A 15,114-nucleotide genomic window follows, 5' to 3' on the forward strand; every position below is an offset into this window, starting at 1 on the left:
AGGCACTCTTTACGCGCAGGGGCAGGGCGACGATCCGTTTCCCAACGGATCAGGATGTGAAGGCTTCGAGCGCTTCGCGGATTTTGTCGATGAGGCTGGCGCGGCGGTCTTTGGCACTTCTGACATCTGGGTGAGATCGCGCGCGATTGACCCGGCCATACTGACCTGCGATGTGCCCGCCCTTGTTTCGCTCGGCCATCGCGCTCCGCCCCCTGTTCTGACAGCCCTTGGCCCAAGCTCGGCCGAGATGAAGAAAAATGTCGGGAAGGGCGAAAATTACCCGCGCGATTTTCTGCCCGTTGGCTGGCTGTGCAGCATTCCGATGCTTTCCTTTCATCGAATCGCGCTATGCTGCCGAAAACAGAAGGGAGTCGCATCATGAGTTTCATCCGCACCCTCGCCACGCTGGCAGTGGGCTTTGCCGCCGCGAAGGGCGTGCAGAAGTTCCAGCAGAATGGCGGTCTGACCGGCATGAAGGACGCCTTGCGCGGTGCGGGTCAGCCCGGCGGTATGGCTGACCAGATGGGGGCCATGGCTGACAAGCTGGGGATCCCCGGCGGCAGTGCCGCCATGCGCGATATGATGGGCAAATGGGGCTCTGGCGCGGCGCAGGCGACCGAACAGGCCGAAGCAGGGTTCGGTAGCCTGATGGGCGCCATGACCGGCGCTGCGACGGCAGGCGCCAAGAACATGGGCGAGATGATGGGCGCGCTGACCGGCGCCACTCCGGCTGGCCCGATGGCCGAGGAAAATGCCCGCCTGATGATCCGCGCGATGATTCAGGCCGCCAAGTCCGATGGCGAGATTGATCCGGCGGAGCGGGCGGCGATTCTCTCGCATCTGTCAGATGCCAGCGATGAGGAGATTGCCTTTGTTCAGGCCCAGCTTGACGCGCCTGTCGATTATGCCGGGCTGGCCGCCGATGTGGGCGAGGCCGCGCGCAGCCAGGTCTATGCTGCGGCTTTGATGGCGATTACCGTGGATACGGATGCCGAACGCACCTATTTACGTGGTCTGGCCACCGCTTTGGGGCTGGATGCGGCAACTGTGACGGCGATTCACACCGGCGCAGGCAAGCCGCTGGTCTGACCCGGCAAAAGCGGCAGGGAATCCGGCTTTTCGCTGTTGACTCTGCCGCCCGCATCCTTAAAAGGCAGGCTTCAAAGGATTGAGCGGGCGACGCTGTTTCGCCTGATGCAGGAGAGACGACTATGGCGAAGCCGACGACGATCAAGATCCGTCTGAACTCGACGGCGGGCACCGGGCACTTCTATGTGACCAAGAAGAATGCCCGCACCATGACCGAGAAAATGACGGTCAATAAGTATGACCCGGTGGTGCGCAAGCACGTCGAATACAAGGAAGGCAAGATCAAGTAAGATCTGCCGCTCCTTTCTGGATCAAAGCCGCGCCTTCGGGCGCGGTTTTTGCATTTGAGGGGGCGCCCCTTTGGGCTTTAGCCATCACGGGGAAGCGCTGCCACATCTGGCCATGAAAAAGGGCCGGGGTTTCCCCCGGCCCTCATGTTTCCATGCTTCGCAGCGCTTATTCGCGGTTGCCCATGAATTGCAGCAGGAACATGAACAGGTTGATGAAGTCGAGGTAGAGGTTCAGCGCCCCCATGATCGCCGACTTTGCCAACCACTCCTGATCGCCATACTGGGCGTGCTGGATGTAGGTGTTCTTGATGTTCTGCGTGTCATAGGCGGTCAGGCCCGCGAAGATCAGCACACCGATCACCGAGATGGCGAATTGCAGCGCATCGGAACCCACGAACATGTTGACGATCATCGCGATGAACAGGCCAACCAGACCCATCATCAGGAAGGTGCCCATGCCGCTCAGGTCACGTTTGGTGACATAGCCATAGAGGCTGAGGCTCGCAAAGGCGATTGCCGTGATCAGGAAGGTGGTGGCGATCGAGGTGCCGGTGAACACGAGGAAAACCGAGCTGAGCGAGAGGCCCATCGCCACGGCGTAGACATAGAAGAACAGCTGTGCGGCCGGGGCCGACAGGCGGTTGATCAGCGCACCAAAGGCGAAAACCATCACCAGCGGCAGGAACATCACCACCCATTTCAGCGGCGACGTATACAGCAGCGCGCCGAAATTGGTCAGATACTCGCCAGCGCCGATCTGCGCGACGCCCGCTGCGGGGTCAGTTGTGACGGCAAGGCCCGCAATGGCCCATGCGGCCGCGCCGGTGATCAGCATCGCCACCGACATCAGGCCATAGACCTTGTTCATATGGGCGCGCAGCCCCTCGTCGATCCGTGCGGCGCTTGCGCCCGCACCGACAGTTCGGATGGTATCGTATTCAGCCATGAGTGCCTCCGGTTGTTACATCGGGGCACGGCCGATTGCTGCCAGCCGCGCCTTATGCCGCAAATATCGGAACTGCCGCACATGATTTCAAGCGGTTCCCGGCGAAAAGCCGACCGGATTCAAAGCGGGGTGCGCCAGTGTGCCGGGACGTCCCATGCTGCGCGCTGTGCCTCCTCCTCGGCCATGTCACGGGTCAGCCCGATGTCGCGCAGAAGATGATTATCCAGCCGCGCCAGCGCCCGCCGTTGATGCGCTAGCTGGGCCAGCGCGAACAGGCGGCGCAGCAGGGGGCGGCGTGCCGCCGGGACGGCGCGGGCGAGGCTGTGTGAATGTGCCATTTCCAGTTTCCTTCCTGATGCAAGTGGCAAGATGAATCAGATCTCTTGATGGATCATGCAGGATCTGGCATCTTCATGGAAACGAATGATCGTTGGGAATACCATCAAGGATCGTGATATGCCGCGAAACCTCGACCTTACCGCCCTCAGGGCTTTTGTCGCCGTCTCGGATGCGGGGGGGGTGACTCGTGCTGCCGGCCTGCTGAACCTGACGCAAAGCGCGGTTTCCATGCAGATCAAGCGCCTGGAGGAGAGCCTTGGCACGTCATTATTCCAGCGCGCCGCCCGCAAGCTGAGCCTTACGCCCGAAGGGATGCAGCTTCTGGGCTTCGCACGCCGTATGCTGGAGCTGAATGATGAGGCGACGGCACGGCTGGCCTCCGATGCCTTCGAGGGGCAGATCCGGCTCGGTGTGCCGCATGACATCGTTTATCCGGCGATCCCCGGTATCCTGAAGCGGTTGTCTGTCCAGTATCCGCGCCTGCGGATCAATCTTTCGTCCTCCTTCACCACCTTGCTGCGCATGGCTTTCGACAAGGGCGAGGTGGATGTGATGCTGACCACCGAGGACAGGCCGGGTCCGGGTGGCGAGATTCTGTCACAGCAGGAACTGGTCTGGATCGGAGCAGAAGGCGGCACGGCGGCCAGCCAGCGCCCCTTGCGGCTGGGTTTCAAGGATACCTGCATCTTCCGCCCGACGGCGCAGGCGGCACTGGATGCGGCAGGCATCTCCTGGGAGCTGGCGTTTGAGGGCGACAGCGAACAGGCCGCCGAAGCACTGGTCGCCGCCGACCTTGCCGTCAGCGCGCGCCTGCGCGGCCGCTGGCCGGACGGCACCGCCGAAATCACCGGGCAGGGCCTGCCCGATCTGGGAAACCTATCGGTCTGCCTCTACGCTGCCCCCACGGCGCGCGGCGAGGCAATCGACGCCTTGATGGCGGAACTCCGACTGGCCTACGGTGGCTGAAAAGCGGGGCTTGGCACTCGCCCTAATGCCATGATTCTCAAGAGGAATGATGGTGCTGCGAGAGAGGATTGAACTCTCGACCTCTCCCTTACCAAGGGAGTGCTCTACCACTGAGCTACCGCAGCTAACCGGGGCTTTCGCCGACGCTTCGGCGTGTTCCTGCCGGGCGTGGCGGGGAGATAGACGTATTCGCTGACATGTGCAAGCGCAATCTGGACCCTTTTTTTCGGCTGCGCTAACAGAGGGAACATGAGCCAGCCCGACGATCCCGTTCCCACCTCTTCCCGTGTCGCAAAGCCCGTGGCCAAGGCCCCGGCGGCAGAGCTTTCGCGTGAAGATCGGCTGAAAGCGGCGTTGAAGGCGAATATGGCACGGCGCAAGGCGCAGGCGCGGGCTCGGGCCGCGCAGGACGATAACGAGAAAGAGTGAGGCAGCGTGATGGATTCGATTCTGGTCAGGGGTGGGGGTGAACTGCGCGGGACGATCCCGATTGCGGGGGCGAAGAATGCCTGTCTCACGCTGATGCCCGCAACCCTTCTGACGGAAGAGCCGCTGACGCTGACAAATGCGCCGCGCCTGTCGGACATCCGCACCATGACGCAGCTTCTGCAATCGCTGGGGGCCGAGGTCGCCAGCCTTCAGGGGGGCAAGGTGCTGTCCATGTCCTCATGGCGGATCGACAACCACACCGCGGACTATGACATCGTGCGCAAGATGCGGGCCTCGATCCTCGTGCTGGGGCCGATGCTGGCGCGCGACGGTCATGCCGTCGTGTCGCTGCCGGGCGGCTGTGCCATCGGGGCGCGGCCGGTGGACCTGCACCTCAAGGCGCTGGAGGCAATGGGGGCAGAGCTGGACCTGCGCGACGGCTATGTCCACGCGAAGGCGCCGGGCGGGCGTCTGAAAGGCGCCGTGGTGGAGTTTCCCTTTGTTTCCGTGGGCGCCACCGAAAACGCCCTGCTGGCGGCCACCTTGGCCAAGGGCACGACCACGCTGAAGAATGCGGCGCGCGAGCCGGAAATCGTGGATCTTGCGCATTGCCTGCGCCGCATGGGCGCGCAGATCGAGGGTGAGGGCACCGAGACGATCACCATTCAGGGCGTTGACCGGCTGGGAGGTGCCACGCATCCGGTGGTGACCGACCGGATCGAACTCGGCACCTATATGCTCGCCCCCGCTATTTGCGGCGGCGAGGTCGAATGCCTTGGCGGGCGGCTCGATCTGGTTGGCGCCTTTGCCGAAAAGCTGGATGAGGCGGGGGTTTCCGTTACCGAAACCGAAACCGGGCTGAAGGTCGCGCGCAAGAATGGCCGGGTGAAGGCGGTGAATGTGACGACCGAGCCGTTCCCCGGCTTCCCCACCGATCTTCAGGCGCAGATGATGGCGCTGCTGTGCACCGCCGACGGCACCTCGGTGCTGGAGGAAAAGATCTTCGAGAATCGCTTCATGCACGCGCCCGAACTGATCCGCATGGGCGCCCGTATTGACGTGCACGGTGGTCACGCCACCGTCACCGGCGTTGAAAAACTGCGCGGCGCCCCCGTGATGGCGACCGACCTGCGCGCCAGCGTCTCGCTGATCCTCGCCGGGCTTGCGGCCGAGGGCGAGACCGTGGTCAGCCGGGTCTACCACCTTGACCGTGGCTATGAGCATGTCGAGGAAAAACTCGGTGCCTGCGGGGCACAGATCGAACGGATTGCAGGCTGATGGCTGACGCGCGGTTTGAAGATGCCGATGAAGGTCCGCTGTGGCTTGGTGCGGCGGATGCCGAGGATCTGAAGGTTCTGGCCTCGCTGGTGCAGGACGCGGTGTTTCCGATCACCGATATGACTTTCTCGCGTTCTAGGCGCGAATTTGCCATTTTGCTCAATCGCTTCCGCTGGGAGGATCGCGCGGCGGCCGAGGCGGCGGGGCGGCCGTATGAGCGGGTGCGCGCCATGTTGCTGGTGCGCGATGTGCAGGCGGTTCGATCGCAAGGCATTGACCGCAGCGACCGCGATACCATTCTGTCCCTGCTCGACGTCGCTTTCGAGGCAGGCGTGGATGGCACAGGCCGGCTGATCCTGACGCTGGCCGGCGATGGCGCCATCGCGCTGGAGGTCGAAACGCTGGATGTCGCGCTGCGCGATGTGACCCGGCCCTACACCGCGCCCTCGCGCAAGATGCCCGATCACGGCGCCTGATATTATCTTGGTTCAAATATCCTGGGGGAGCGCCGCAGGCGCGGGGGCAGAGCCCCCATTTCCCCGCTCCGGCTTGAGGCGCCGCGCCGTGCAGGCTAAGGCTTCGTCAGATTCACGCGGAGCCGCCCCATGCCCCAGTTCCTGAACACCGCCGATGCCGGTTTCGAAACCGCCTTCACCGCCCTTCTGGGCATGAAGCGCGAGGACAGCCCCGATGTCGATGCGACAGTCGCGGGCATCATCGCCGATGTGCGGGCGCGCGGCGATGCGGCGGTGATCGACCTGACCACGAAATTCGACCGGCTGGATCTGACGCCTGAAACGCTTGCCTTCTCAGCCGAAGAAATGGCTGCCGAAATCGCCAAGGTCTCGGCCGAGGATCGCGCAGCGCTGGAACTGGCGGCGGAGCGTATACGCGCCTATCACAGCCGCCAGATGCCCGAGGACGCCGAATGGCAGGATGCGAGCGGGGCGACTTTGGGCTGGCGCTGGACTCCGGTTTCGGCGGCGGGGCTTTATGTGCCGGGCGGGCTTGCCTCCTATCCCTCGTCGGTGCTGATGAATGCGATCCCGGCCAAGGTGGCGGGGGTTGAGCGGCTGGTCATCGCCTGCCCGACACCGGGCGGCGCGGTCAACCCGCTGGTCCTTCTGGCGGCGCAACTGGCCGGGGTGGATACGGTGTATCGCATCGGCGGCGCGCAGGCGATTGCCGCGCTGGCCTATGGCACGGCAACGATTCACCCGGTGGATAAGATCACCGGCCCCGGCAATGCCTTCGTCGCCGCGGCCAAGCGCCGGGTCTTTGGCAAGGTCGGCATCGACATGATCGCGGGCCCGTCGGAGATTCTGGTGATCGCCGATGCGGGCGGTGATCCGGACTGGATCGCGCTCGATCTGCTCAGCCAGGCAGAGCACGATCAATCCGCGCAAGCCATTCTGGTGACGCCGGATGCGGGAGTTGCCCGCGCGGTGACCGAGGCGGTGGAGCGGCAGCTTCAGGTGCTGGAGCGGCGCGAGATCGCGGGGGCAAGCTGGCGCGACTTCGGCGCGGTGATCGTAACCCGCGATCTGGGCGAGGCCGCGGCGCTGTCCAATCGCGTGGCGCCCGAACACCTTGAACTTTGCGTGGCTGACGCGGACGCGCTGAGCCGCAAGATTACTCATGCCGGGGCGATCTTTCTCGGCCACTGGACGCCCGAGGCTATCGGCGATTACGTCGGCGGCCCGAATCACGTTTTGCCAACCGCGCGTTCGGCACGGTTTTCCTCGGGCCTCTCGGTGCTGGATTTCGTCAAGCGCACAACGATTGCCCGCATGACGCCCGAGGCGCTGGCGGCCATCGGCCCGGCGGCCGAACGGCTGGCGCAGTCGGAAAGTCTTCAGGCGCATGGCCTGTCGGTGCGGGCGCGACTGGACCGGCTGAACGGTTGAACGGGGGGGTATGGCAGTTCAACCTTGAACCGAAGGGCCGTCTCGGGCATCACGGTTCAAGCCTCCTCAGGACTGACCATGACGAACCGTATCTGCCATATCGAGATCGACGAAAGCGGCCTGAAAGCCGCCACCCCCGCCATCGAGCAGGAACGCCGTGTCGCGGTGTTCGATCTGCTGGAAGAAAACAGCTTCGGTCTTCCTGCGCGCGAGGGGCGCGAGGTGCCACCTGGCCCCTACCGGCTGGCGCTGGCGATCCGCGATGGACGGCTTGTCTTCGACATTGCCACCGAGGATGAGACCCGGATCGGAGAGTTTCACCTGAGCCTCGGGCCATTCCGGCAGGTGGTCAAAGATTACTTCCAGATCTGCGAAAGCTATTTCGACGCGGTGAAACGCCTGCCGCCCAGCCAGATCGAGGCAATCGACATGGCCCGCCGCGGCATCCACAACGAGGGCGCCCGCGTGTTGCAGGAACGTCTGGAGGGCAAGGCCGATGTCGATACCGCGACGGCCCGCCGCCTGTTCACCCTGATCTGCGTCCTGCATTGGGGGTGATCTTGAGCGGCAGCTTTCCCTCTTCGGTTCTGTTCTGCTGCGATCATAATGCCGTGCGCTCGCCCATGGCCGAGGGGCTGATGAAAAAGCTCTATGGTCAGCGCGCCTATGTGCAATCGGCCGGCGTGCGCAACGATATGGAGATCGACGGCTTTTCCGTTGCGGTCTGCAAGGAGATGGGGATTGAGCTCAGCCGCCATCGCTCGCGTTCCTTCGAGGAAATGCAGGAATGGGGCGATGATCTTTCGCAATTCGACCTGATCGTGGCCCTTTCCCCCGCCAGTCAGCGCATGGCGCTGGCACTGACGCGGTATTTTCATCTGGATGTGGAGTTCTGGCCCATTATCGACCCCACGGCCATCGGGGACACGCGCGAGGCCAAGCTTGCCGCCTACCGGCAGGCCCGTGACATGATCCGCGACCGGATGGTCGCGCGCTTCGGTCTGCCGACCGCACCGGAAGTTGCGTCCGATCTTACGCCTCCAGCTTCAGCCCGGCGGTGAAATCCAGAAACGCCTTCAGTGCGGCCGTCATGTTCTTCCGCGACGGATAGACCAGATTGACCGGCAGGTCGGGCAGGGCGAAGCGCGCCAGCACGGGCACCAAAGCGCCCGAGCGTAACTCGTCTTCGATCATGAATTCCGGCATCAATGCGATTCCGCGCGCTTCCAGCACGGCGGTGCGCATCATTTCGGCGCTGTTGGTGGCAAAGGCGGGCTGGATTTTCTGATAGAGCGTCTCCGATCCGTCGCGGAACGGCCATGTTCCGGCGCCACGCAGGTTGGAGTAATGCAGGCAGCGGTGGCCGGTCAGATCCTCCGGGCGTTCCGGCGTGCCATGTTCCGCCAGATAGTCCGGCGCCGCCACGACCAGAATACGCGCCGAATGCAGGCGCCGCGCGTAAAGGCTGGAATCCCCCAGTTCACCAATGCGGATCACCGCATCGAAGCCCTGTCCGATGACATCGGTATGCCGGTCGTCCAGAACCGCTTCAAGCTGGATGTCGGGATGTGTCTCGATGAAACGCATCATATGCGGACCCAGAACTTTCAGCGTATAGGCCAGCGGGAAGCCGATTCGCAGCGGTCCGCTTGGATGCACTGAGAGTTGCTTGACGCTTTCATTTGCCGCCTGCAACTGCCCCATCACCTCGCGGATCTTCTGGTAATAGTCACGCCCGGCCGGGGTGGGGCGGACGGATCGGGTGGAACGGGTCAGAAGCCGGGTGCCAAGGCTGTCTTCCAGATCCGAAATATACTTGCTGCACAGGCTTTTCGAAATGCCCATCCGGCGGGCGGCGGCGGCGAAACTGCCCTCATCGACAATGTGAAGGTAGGTTTGCAGAACGGCGGTATCCATCGGTGATCAGATCCAGTGGGGCCGCAGGGCGGCTTTCTCAAGGATGCAGAGATGGGGAGCGCGACGCCGAAATGAAACAGGAATATGATGCGACTGGCTGCGTTGACTTGTGCAAATCTGCACAAATTGACGTCTTGACCATAGGATGTGTTGGAATAGGCAAGGGCGCCCGTGTTACCACAGGCGCCCTGTTTCCCGCCGCATCGGCTCAGTCGTTCCGGCTCGGGCGATCAACTTCGCCGCTCGACGGCAGCAGGGTCACGTTGACCGGGGTATCGGCGGAGACACGATAGCCGACCAGATCACGGGTCGAGTACAGTTCACCGGCGGTGGTTTCGACCGTGGTCACGTTCTTGGTCGAAACGAACAGCGAAGCGCCGCGCTGATTGCTGTCGGCGGCATGGGCGGCACCACCCAGAACAAGGGCGGCGGTCAGGATGGTTGCGAGGGTTTTCATAACGATCTCCGTTGGTTGGGTGTTTCGATGAGCGGCGTCGCCTCTCATGCAGTGGAGATAGGAGGATTGGCGGGCGGCGATTAGGCCGCATTTTTCGCGCTCATTATTCGATGTGAGTGAACGTTCACTTTCGCCTCACGCCTCTGTGAATACCTGCCGTGCCGTGTCGCAAAAGCGCTGCGGGAGGTCAGGCTGGGCATTGGCGCGGCAAAAGTTTCGGTGCAGGCTGCGCCGCAAATCACAGATCCAACCGGAGAGCCCAGATGAGCCGCGCCACGATCGAAGCCTATTACGCCGCCTTCAATGCAGCGAACCCCGAGGGCATGATGGCCTGCCTGACCGACGACATCGAACACCGCGTGAACGAGGGCGGCATCCGTCGCGGCATGGAAAAATTCGCCGAGTTCTGTTCGCATATGGGAGTAAGCTACCGCGAGGAACTGAAGGACATGGAAATCTTTGTAAACGAGGCGGGCACCCGCGGCGCGGCCGAATTCACCGTGCATGGTGAATATCTGAAAACCGATCCGGGTCTGCCCGAGGCGAAGGGCCAGAAATACATCCTGCCCGCAGGTGCGTTCTTCGACCTGCGCGATGGCAAGATCTCGCGGGTGACCACCTTCTACAACCTCAACGACTGGATCGCGCAGGTTTCGGCATGACCGAGGTTCGCGTTCTGACCGGCGCCGCGCTGGATGCGGCGCTGGACGATGTGGCGCGTTTGCGGATCACCGTGTTCCGCGACTGGCCATATCTGTATGACGGCTCGCTGGAGTATGAACGCGATTACCTGCAAACCTATCGTGACAGCCCCGGTGCCATTCTGGTGGGGGCCTTCGACGGTGCGCGACTGGTCGGTGCTTCGACCGGCACCCCGATGGAGGACCACGCCGAAGACTTCGGCGCGGCACTGGCCGGGGCAGGGGTGCCCTTGGAGCAGATATTCTATTGCGCGGAATCGGTGCTGTTGCCGGCCTGGCGCGGGCAGGGGCTGGGCCATGCCTTCTTTGACGCGCGCGAGGCGCATGCCCGTCAGCTTGGTCGCAGCCATGTCGCCTTCTGTTCGGTGAAACGGCCCGAGGATCATCCGATGCGGCCGGTTTCCTTCCGCACCAATGATGCCTTCTGGACGAAGCGCGGCTATGCACCCTTGCCGGGGGCATTGGCCGAGTTTTCGTGGAAGGATGTGGGCGATACCGAAGAAAGCCGCAAACCACTGCAATTCTGGATACGGGCGCTCTGACGTTCGTCCCAGACAGGAAAGAGAGACGCATGAAGATCGCTGCCGCCGCCTATCCACTGGATTTCTTTGCCGATTTCGATGCCTATGCCGCCAAGATCACGGATTGGGTGGTGCGGGCCGCGGCAGAAGGGGCGCAGCTTCTGGTCTTTCCCGAATATGGCGCCATGGAACTGGGCAGCCTTGGCGGCCGTGACGTCGCGGCGGACCTGGAGGCCTGCCTGCACGAAGTCGCACGCTGGAAGCCGCAGGTCGATGCGCTGCACGTCGATCTGGCGGCGCGGCACGGGCTGCATGTCCTTGGCGCCTCCGGCCCGATGTTCCTGCCCGGCCAGCCCCGCCCGGTCAACCGCGCCACCTTCTACGGGCCGTCTGGCATCCTCGGCCATCAGGACAAGCAGATCATGACCCGGTTTGAACGCGAGACCTGGTTTGTCGATCCGGGGCAGGGGCTGACACTGTTCGATACGCCCCTTGGCCGGATCGGTGTTGTCATCTGCTATGACAGCGAATTTCCCTTGCTGTCGCGCGCACTGGTCGAGGCGGGGGCCGAAATCCTGCTGGCGCCCTCCTGCACCGACACGTTCCGGGGCTTCACCCGGGTCAAGGTCGGGTCGATGGCGCGGGCGCTGGAAAACCAGTGTATTGTCGTCCATTCCCCCACCGTGGGCCTGTGCGATTTCTGCCCGGCGGTGGACGAGAATGTCGGCTCCGCCGCTATCTACGGCCCGCCCGACATCGGCTTTCCCGAAGATGGCATCTTCGCGCAAACCCCGCTCAATGAACCCGGCTGGGCCTTCGCCGAAGTCTCGCTGGATGCGGTGACCGAAGTGCGGCGCAATGGCGGTGTGCTCAACAGCCTGCATTGGGCCGAACAGGATCAAAGGGTTGAACAGGGCGTCCAGCGCGCCTAGTTTCAGGTGCACTCCATTTCCCCCCTTGAAAATCAGGGGAAAGAGGCGCATTTAGCCGCCATGCCTGCGCACGGATCGCGGGCGATACCTATTTGGAGTGACCATGGCCAAGGAAGAACTGCTCGAATTCCCCGGCGTCGTGAAGGAACTCCTGCCGAATGCGACGTTCAAGGTCGAGCTGGAAAACGGCCATGAACTGATCGCAACAATGGCAGGCAAGATGCGCAAGAACCGCATCCGCGTTCTGGCAGGCGACAAGGTGCAGGTGGAAATGACCCCTTACGACCTGTCGAAGGGCCGCATCAACTATCGCTTCAAGTGAAGCTGATCCTCGGTTCTGCCAGCCCGCGCCGGAAGGATCTTCTGGCGCAGCTTGGCGTTGTGCCTGATGCCATTCTGCCGCCCGATATCGACGAAGACCCGAAGCCCCGCGAACTGCCGCGACCCTATTGCGCACGGCTGGCACGCGAAAAGGCGCAGGCGGTGTCGGCAGACCCCGATGACATTGTGCTTTGCGCCGATACCACCGTGGCCTTGGGGCGCCGTATCCTCGGCAAACCGGCGGATGCGGGCGAGGCGGCGGCTTTCCTCACGCTTCTGGGCGGGCGCCGCCATCAGGTCATCACGGCCGTCGCCGTGCGGCGCGGTGCGCGTCTCTGGTCGCGCGAGGTCGTGACCGATGTAAAGATGAAGCGCCTGTCGGATGTGGAACTGAACGGCTATCTTGCCTCGGGCGAATGGCAGGGCAAGGCGGGCGGCTATGCCATTCAGGGCCTCGCCGGTGCCTTCATTCCGTGGATCTCCGGCTCGTTCACCGGCGTCGTCGGCCTGCCGGTGGCTGAAACCGCCGCCCTGCTGGCCGCCGCGGGCTACCCCCTATATGGAGAGACGGCATGAAAGGCCGCACCATTGCGCTGGACCGGATCGGTGACCGCGAGGCCGCTGCGCTGATCGTCGATGGCCAGCTTCAGGATTTCCTGATCGACCCGGCGGATGATACACCGCTGCCCGGCGCCATCTATCGCGGTATCGTGGACCGGCCGGTGAAAGGGCAGGGCGGGGTTTTCCTGCGCCTGCCCGATGGCCAATCTGGCTTCCTGCGGCAGGTGTCGGGCCTTGCACCCGGCCAGTCGCTGCTGGTGCAGGTGTCGGGCACGGCTGAGCCCGGCAAGGCGGTGCCCGTGACAGCGCGGCTGCTGTTCAAAAGCCGCTATGCCATCATCACGCCCGGAGCGCCGGGGCTGAATATCAGCCGCCGCATCCGTGACGAAGATCTGCGCGCCGATCTTGATGAACTGGCGAAAGCCGGGATGGAGGGGGCGCCGCGTGACTTGGGGCTGATCCTGCGGTCTGCCTGCGAAGGCGCCGACGAAGCCGAGATCGCGGAGGATATTCTCGCGATGCGCGAGCTTGCCATCGCGGTGCTGGCCGATGTCGATGGCCCGCCCGAATTGCTGGTCGAAGGCGCCAGTGCGCATGAAACGGCCTGGCGTGACTGGTGCGACCCCGCTCCCGACGATTTCGACGACAGCGAAGGCAGTTTCGAGGCGCATGGCGTTGCCGAGATGCTGGACGCAGCGCTTGTCGCCCGCATTTCGTTGTCTGCCGGTGCGCATATGTATATCGAGCCGACCCGCGCGCTGGTGGCGGTGGATGTCAACACCGGGTCCGATACCTCGCCCGCCGCCGCGCTGAAGGCCAATGTCGCCGCCGCCCGCGATCTGCCGCGCCAGTTGCGCCTGCGTGGCCTCGGGGGGCAGGTGGTGGTCGATTTCGCGCCGATGTCGAAGAAAGATCGTGCCGTGCTGGAGCAGGTGCTGCGTGCCGCTTTCAAAGGTGAAGCGGCCGAGACCAGCCTGTCGGGCTGGACGACACTGGGTCTGTTCGAACTGGTGCGCAAACGCGACCGTGCGCCGCTGGCCATGCTGCTGGAGGATCGGGCATGAGCTGCCCGATCTGCGGGAAGCCGGCGATGGAAGAATATCGCCCGTTCTGCTGCAAACGCTGCGCTGACATCGACCTTGGCCGCTGGCTGAAGGGCGGCTACGTCATTCCCGGCGCCGCGCAGGAAGAGGACGATCCTGCCCCGTCTGTAGAACCGCCGAAGCACTGAACTTTTTTCACAAAACCCTCTGGACAGCCCCCGCGCCCTCGCTTAATACCGCCCCACCAAGCAGCCGCAGGCTGACAGTGCCCAGATAGCTCAGTTGGTAGAGCAGCGGATTGAAAATCCGCGTGTCGCTGGTTCGATTCCGGCTCTGGGCACCACTTAACTATATGATATTGTTGGATTTTTCAGGCGCCCGTTGATCGGTTTCGGCCTTCGGATTAAGTTATACACAGCTATACACTCAATCCTTGGCATCATGACCGTCGAATCCCCGAACCGGATGACCTCGCTGCGGCACCTGCGCAAAGGGCTCGCTATCTTCAAGACGGGTCGCAGCCCGTTCTGGATGGTTCGGCTGCGCGATCCGGAGGATGGGCGCTACATCGTAAGGTCGACCAAAGAGGAATTGTAACCCGACAAAAATAAGGGTGTTTTTAGGGAAGTGGGGGGCGCCATCCGTCGTCAGGTGTCGTTATGTAACCCGACAAAAATAAGGGTGTTTTTAGGGAAGTGGGGCGCGCCATCCGTCGTCAGGTGTCGTTACCCGTCGCCAGCCGTCTTTCCTCAATAAAATAAGGCCCTTATCGCACCTGTGAGGCTCTGGCGGCGCGCCCGGGCCGCTCTGGGGCGGAGATCCCGGTGGCGACGAAAATATTGCGCCAAACAGGGGGCCAGAGCTGATCCGCGCCGTTACAGGCTTCCGGGCTTGAGCCGAAAATCCCCCGGAAACATCAATAAAACTTGGCTTTAACGGCTATTACAGGGCGATTCAGCCGATCCGGGGAAATTGCGAAACTCGGAACTCATGCGCGGATTTTCGAACCCAGTTCATAGTTACGTCTTTTCAATGCCTTACAAGGATTGCGCCCTGTCTTTCAGCCCCGAAATCCCTGTTTTTGGGCCGGAAACTCGGAACTGGCGGCCTTCCAGTTCATAGTTACATGATTTCAATGTGTTAGGGAGAATGGCGATGTGCGAGCCATGCGCCATCCGCATAGCTCAGCGGATGACCTTCTCTTACCCCATTATCGCGCCACACTGTTTTGCGGCCCAGCGTTCGGCGCGGGCGAGTTCGGTGCCGGACAGCATGTGGTCGATGAGGAGCAGGCCGTAGAGCCGCATTCCGGCGAAGAGGCCCGCGCCGTCACGGGCGCCGATCATCAGCCCGGCGTTCAGGGCGGTCATCACGCCGGGGGGAGTTTCGGCCGCCACCTGCACCCCGTTCACCCGCA

General features: G+C 63.0%; 22 protein-coding genes and 2 tRNA genes. 17 read left to right on the forward strand and 7 right to left on the reverse strand.

Annotated features, from left to right (window positions below; translation table 11 throughout):
• Positions 1–49 precede the first annotated feature (49 nt).
• Positions 50–337 carry a hypothetical protein gene (locus D2N39_RS22655; RefSeq protein WP_147373455.1) on the reverse strand — a complete coding sequence of 96 codons (288 nt, stop codon included), beginning with the start codon at positions 335–337 and terminating at the stop codon, positions 50–52.
• Positions 338–378: 41 nt separating this feature from the next.
• Here D2N39_RS22655 and D2N39_RS06385 point away from each other — a divergent pair, with 41 nt between their 5' ends.
• Positions 379–1,089 (forward strand): DUF533 domain-containing protein, encoded by a 711-nt coding sequence (locus D2N39_RS06385; protein ID WP_119133901.1) that lies wholly within the window; start codon positions 379–381, stop codon positions 1,087–1,089.
• A gap of 122 nt (positions 1,090–1,211) precedes the next feature.
• Positions 1,212–1,379 carry a 50S ribosomal protein L33 gene (gene rpmG / locus D2N39_RS06390; protein WP_011750518.1) on the forward strand — a complete coding sequence of 56 codons (168 nt, stop codon included), beginning with the start codon at positions 1,212–1,214 and terminating at the stop codon, positions 1,377–1,379.
• Between the two features lie 166 nt (positions 1,380–1,545).
• Here rpmG and D2N39_RS06395 read toward each other — a convergent pair whose 3' ends face one another.
• A complete protein-coding gene (locus D2N39_RS06395; protein ID WP_119133902.1) occupies positions 1,546–2,325 on the reverse strand; it encodes a Bax inhibitor-1/YccA family protein in 780 nt (259 codons plus the stop codon).
• Positions 2,326–2,444: 119 nt separating this feature from the next.
• Complete coding sequence (locus D2N39_RS06400; RefSeq protein WP_119133903.1) at positions 2,445–2,663, reverse strand: DUF1127 domain-containing protein; 219 nt, start codon at positions 2,661–2,663, stop codon at positions 2,445–2,447.
• Between the two features lie 118 nt (positions 2,664–2,781).
• Between D2N39_RS06400 and D2N39_RS06405 the strand changes: the two genes are divergently transcribed.
• On the forward strand, positions 2,782–3,630 hold the full coding sequence (locus D2N39_RS06405) for a LysR family transcriptional regulator (protein WP_119133986.1): 849 nt from the start codon (positions 2,782–2,784) through the stop codon (positions 3,628–3,630).
• A 50-nt stretch (positions 3,631–3,680) separates the two neighbouring features.
• Here D2N39_RS06405 and D2N39_RS06410 read toward each other — a convergent pair.
• Positions 3,681–3,755: transfer RNA gene (locus D2N39_RS06410), tRNA-Thr, on the reverse strand.
• Positions 3,756–3,879: 124 nt separating this feature from the next.
• On the opposite strand from D2N39_RS06410, the gene D2N39_RS06415 reads away from it, so the two are divergent.
• The 6 genes from D2N39_RS06415 (at position 3,880) to D2N39_RS06440 (ending at position 8,305) form a co-directional block, all read left to right on the forward strand.
• The gene (locus D2N39_RS06415) at positions 3,880–4,059 is read left to right on the forward strand and encodes a hypothetical protein (protein ID WP_119133904.1); all 180 of its coding nucleotides are present in this window, start codon (positions 3,880–3,882) and stop codon (positions 4,057–4,059) included.
• A gap of 9 nt (positions 4,060–4,068) precedes the next feature.
• Positions 4,069–5,337 (forward strand): UDP-N-acetylglucosamine 1-carboxyvinyltransferase, encoded by a 1,269-nt coding sequence (gene murA, locus D2N39_RS06420; protein WP_119133905.1) that lies wholly within the window; start codon positions 4,069–4,071, stop codon positions 5,335–5,337.
• Positions 5,337–5,813: a DUF2948 family protein gene (locus tag D2N39_RS06425; protein WP_119133906.1), complete on the forward strand. Its 477-nt coding sequence runs from the start codon at positions 5,337–5,339 to the stop codon at positions 5,811–5,813. The genes murA and D2N39_RS06425 overlap by 1 nt, the downstream gene beginning before the upstream one ends.
• Before the next feature lie 129 nt (positions 5,814–5,942).
• Positions 5,943–7,244 (forward strand): histidinol dehydrogenase, encoded by a 1,302-nt coding sequence (hisD, locus tag D2N39_RS06430; protein WP_119133907.1) that lies wholly within the window; start codon positions 5,943–5,945, stop codon positions 7,242–7,244.
• 78 nt (positions 7,245–7,322) lie between these two features.
• On the forward strand, positions 7,323–7,802 hold the full coding sequence (locus tag D2N39_RS06435; protein ID WP_119133908.1) for a UPF0262 family protein: 480 nt from the start codon (positions 7,323–7,325) through the stop codon (positions 7,800–7,802).
• Positions 7,803–7,867: 65 nt separating this feature from the next.
• Entirely contained in the window at positions 7,868–8,305 is a 438-nt protein-coding gene (locus tag D2N39_RS06440; RefSeq protein ID WP_233557073.1) for an arsenate-mycothiol transferase ArsC, read from the forward strand.
• Here D2N39_RS06440 and D2N39_RS06445 read toward each other — a convergent pair.
• Positions 8,277–9,161 carry a LysR family transcriptional regulator gene (locus tag D2N39_RS06445; protein WP_119133909.1) on the reverse strand — a complete coding sequence of 295 codons (885 nt, stop codon included), beginning with the start codon at positions 9,159–9,161 and terminating at the stop codon, positions 8,277–8,279. The two genes, D2N39_RS06440 and D2N39_RS06445, sit on opposite strands and share 29 nt — an antisense overlap.
• Before the next feature lie 208 nt (positions 9,162–9,369).
• On the reverse strand, positions 9,370–9,618 hold the full coding sequence (locus tag D2N39_RS06450) for a thioredoxin domain-containing protein (RefSeq protein WP_119133910.1): 249 nt from the start codon (positions 9,616–9,618) through the stop codon (positions 9,370–9,372).
• Positions 9,619–9,881: 263 nt separating this feature from the next.
• Here D2N39_RS06450 and D2N39_RS06455 point away from each other — a divergent pair, with 263 nt between their 5' ends.
• The 8 genes from D2N39_RS06455 (at position 9,882) to D2N39_RS06490 (ending at position 14,040) form a co-directional block, all read left to right on the forward strand.
• Positions 9,882–10,280, forward strand: coding sequence for a nuclear transport factor 2 family protein (locus tag D2N39_RS06455; RefSeq protein WP_119133911.1), 399 nt, complete (start codon positions 9,882–9,884; stop codon positions 10,278–10,280).
• Positions 10,277–10,861, forward strand: coding sequence for a GNAT family N-acetyltransferase (locus D2N39_RS06460; RefSeq protein WP_119133912.1), 585 nt, complete (start codon positions 10,277–10,279; stop codon positions 10,859–10,861). Before D2N39_RS06455 ends, D2N39_RS06460 begins: the two co-directional genes overlap by 4 nt.
• Before the next feature lie 29 nt (positions 10,862–10,890).
• Positions 10,891–11,772 carry a carbon-nitrogen hydrolase family protein gene (locus D2N39_RS06465; protein ID WP_119133913.1) on the forward strand — a complete coding sequence of 294 codons (882 nt, stop codon included), beginning with the start codon at positions 10,891–10,893 and terminating at the stop codon, positions 11,770–11,772.
• Positions 11,773–11,875: 103 nt separating this feature from the next.
• A complete protein-coding gene (infA, locus tag D2N39_RS06470) occupies positions 11,876–12,094 on the forward strand; it encodes a translation initiation factor IF-1 (protein ID WP_054301515.1) in 219 nt (72 codons plus the stop codon).
• Positions 12,091–12,669 carry a Maf family protein gene (locus D2N39_RS06475; RefSeq protein WP_119133914.1) on the forward strand — a complete coding sequence of 193 codons (579 nt, stop codon included), beginning with the start codon at positions 12,091–12,093 and terminating at the stop codon, positions 12,667–12,669. The genes infA and D2N39_RS06475 overlap by 4 nt, the downstream gene beginning before the upstream one ends.
• The gene (locus tag D2N39_RS06480) at positions 12,666–13,718 is read left to right on the forward strand and encodes a ribonuclease E/G (protein ID WP_119133915.1); all 1,053 of its coding nucleotides are present in this window, start codon (positions 12,666–12,668) and stop codon (positions 13,716–13,718) included. The genes D2N39_RS06475 and D2N39_RS06480 overlap by 4 nt, the downstream gene beginning before the upstream one ends.
• Positions 13,715–13,885 (forward strand): DNA gyrase inhibitor YacG, encoded by a 171-nt coding sequence (locus tag D2N39_RS06485; RefSeq protein WP_119133916.1) that lies wholly within the window; start codon positions 13,715–13,717, stop codon positions 13,883–13,885. Before D2N39_RS06480 ends, D2N39_RS06485 begins: the two co-directional genes overlap by 4 nt.
• Before the next feature lie 79 nt (positions 13,886–13,964).
• Positions 13,965–14,040: transfer RNA gene (locus tag D2N39_RS06490), tRNA-Phe, on the forward strand.
• An 859-nt stretch (positions 14,041–14,899) separates the two neighbouring features.
• Here D2N39_RS06490 and D2N39_RS22815 read toward each other — a convergent pair.
• The coding region (locus D2N39_RS22815; protein WP_158589782.1) for a hypothetical protein at positions 14,900–15,114 on the reverse strand (215 nt) is incomplete at its 5' end.

Source organism: Gemmobacter lutimaris (genome assembly GCF_003570715.1).
Taxonomy (GTDB): Bacteria; Pseudomonadota; Alphaproteobacteria; order Rhodobacterales; family Rhodobacteraceae; genus Gemmobacter; species Gemmobacter lutimaris.

Bases quoted from the DNA above. Each gene is read 5' to 3' on its own strand.
- D2N39_RS22655 (WP_147373455.1), bottom strand. From the start codon at position 337: ATGAAAGGAAAGCATCGGAATGCTGCACAGCCAGCCAACGGGCAGAAA.
- D2N39_RS06385 (WP_119133901.1), top strand. From the start codon at position 379: ATGAGTTTCATCCGCACCCTCGCCACGCTGGCAGTGGGCTTTGCCGCC.
- rpmG (WP_011750518.1), top strand. From the start codon at position 1,212: ATGGCGAAGCCGACGACGATCAAGATCCGTCTGAACTCGACGGCGGGC.
- D2N39_RS06395 (WP_119133902.1), bottom strand. From the start codon at position 2,325: ATGGCTGAATACGATACCATCCGAACTGTCGGTGCGGGCGCAAGCGCC.
- D2N39_RS06400 (WP_119133903.1), bottom strand. From the start codon at position 2,663: ATGGCACATTCACACAGCCTCGCCCGCGCCGTCCCGGCGGCACGCCGC.
- D2N39_RS06405 (WP_119133986.1), top strand. From the start codon at position 2,782: ATGCCGCGAAACCTCGACCTTACCGCCCTCAGGGCTTTTGTCGCCGTC.
- D2N39_RS06415 (WP_119133904.1), top strand. From the start codon at position 3,880: ATGAGCCAGCCCGACGATCCCGTTCCCACCTCTTCCCGTGTCGCAAAG.
- murA (WP_119133905.1), top strand. From the start codon at position 4,069: ATGGATTCGATTCTGGTCAGGGGTGGGGGTGAACTGCGCGGGACGATC.
- D2N39_RS06425 (WP_119133906.1), top strand. From the start codon at position 5,337: ATGGCTGACGCGCGGTTTGAAGATGCCGATGAAGGTCCGCTGTGGCTT.
- hisD (WP_119133907.1), top strand. From the start codon at position 5,943: ATGCCCCAGTTCCTGAACACCGCCGATGCCGGTTTCGAAACCGCCTTC.
- D2N39_RS06435 (WP_119133908.1), top strand. From the start codon at position 7,323: ATGACGAACCGTATCTGCCATATCGAGATCGACGAAAGCGGCCTGAAA.
- D2N39_RS06440 (WP_233557073.1), top strand. From the start codon at position 7,868: ATGGCCGAGGGGCTGATGAAAAAGCTCTATGGTCAGCGCGCCTATGTG.
- D2N39_RS06445 (WP_119133909.1), bottom strand. From the start codon at position 9,161: ATGGATACCGCCGTTCTGCAAACCTACCTTCACATTGTCGATGAGGGC.
- D2N39_RS06450 (WP_119133910.1), bottom strand. From the start codon at position 9,618: ATGAAAACCCTCGCAACCATCCTGACCGCCGCCCTTGTTCTGGGTGGT.
- D2N39_RS06455 (WP_119133911.1), top strand. From the start codon at position 9,882: ATGAGCCGCGCCACGATCGAAGCCTATTACGCCGCCTTCAATGCAGCG.
- D2N39_RS06460 (WP_119133912.1), top strand. From the start codon at position 10,277: ATGACCGAGGTTCGCGTTCTGACCGGCGCCGCGCTGGATGCGGCGCTG.
- D2N39_RS06465 (WP_119133913.1), top strand. From the start codon at position 10,891: ATGAAGATCGCTGCCGCCGCCTATCCACTGGATTTCTTTGCCGATTTC.
- infA (WP_054301515.1), top strand. From the start codon at position 11,876: ATGGCCAAGGAAGAACTGCTCGAATTCCCCGGCGTCGTGAAGGAACTC.
- D2N39_RS06480 (WP_119133915.1), top strand. From the start codon at position 12,666: ATGAAAGGCCGCACCATTGCGCTGGACCGGATCGGTGACCGCGAGGCC.
- D2N39_RS06485 (WP_119133916.1), top strand. From the start codon at position 13,715: ATGAGCTGCCCGATCTGCGGGAAGCCGGCGATGGAAGAATATCGCCCG.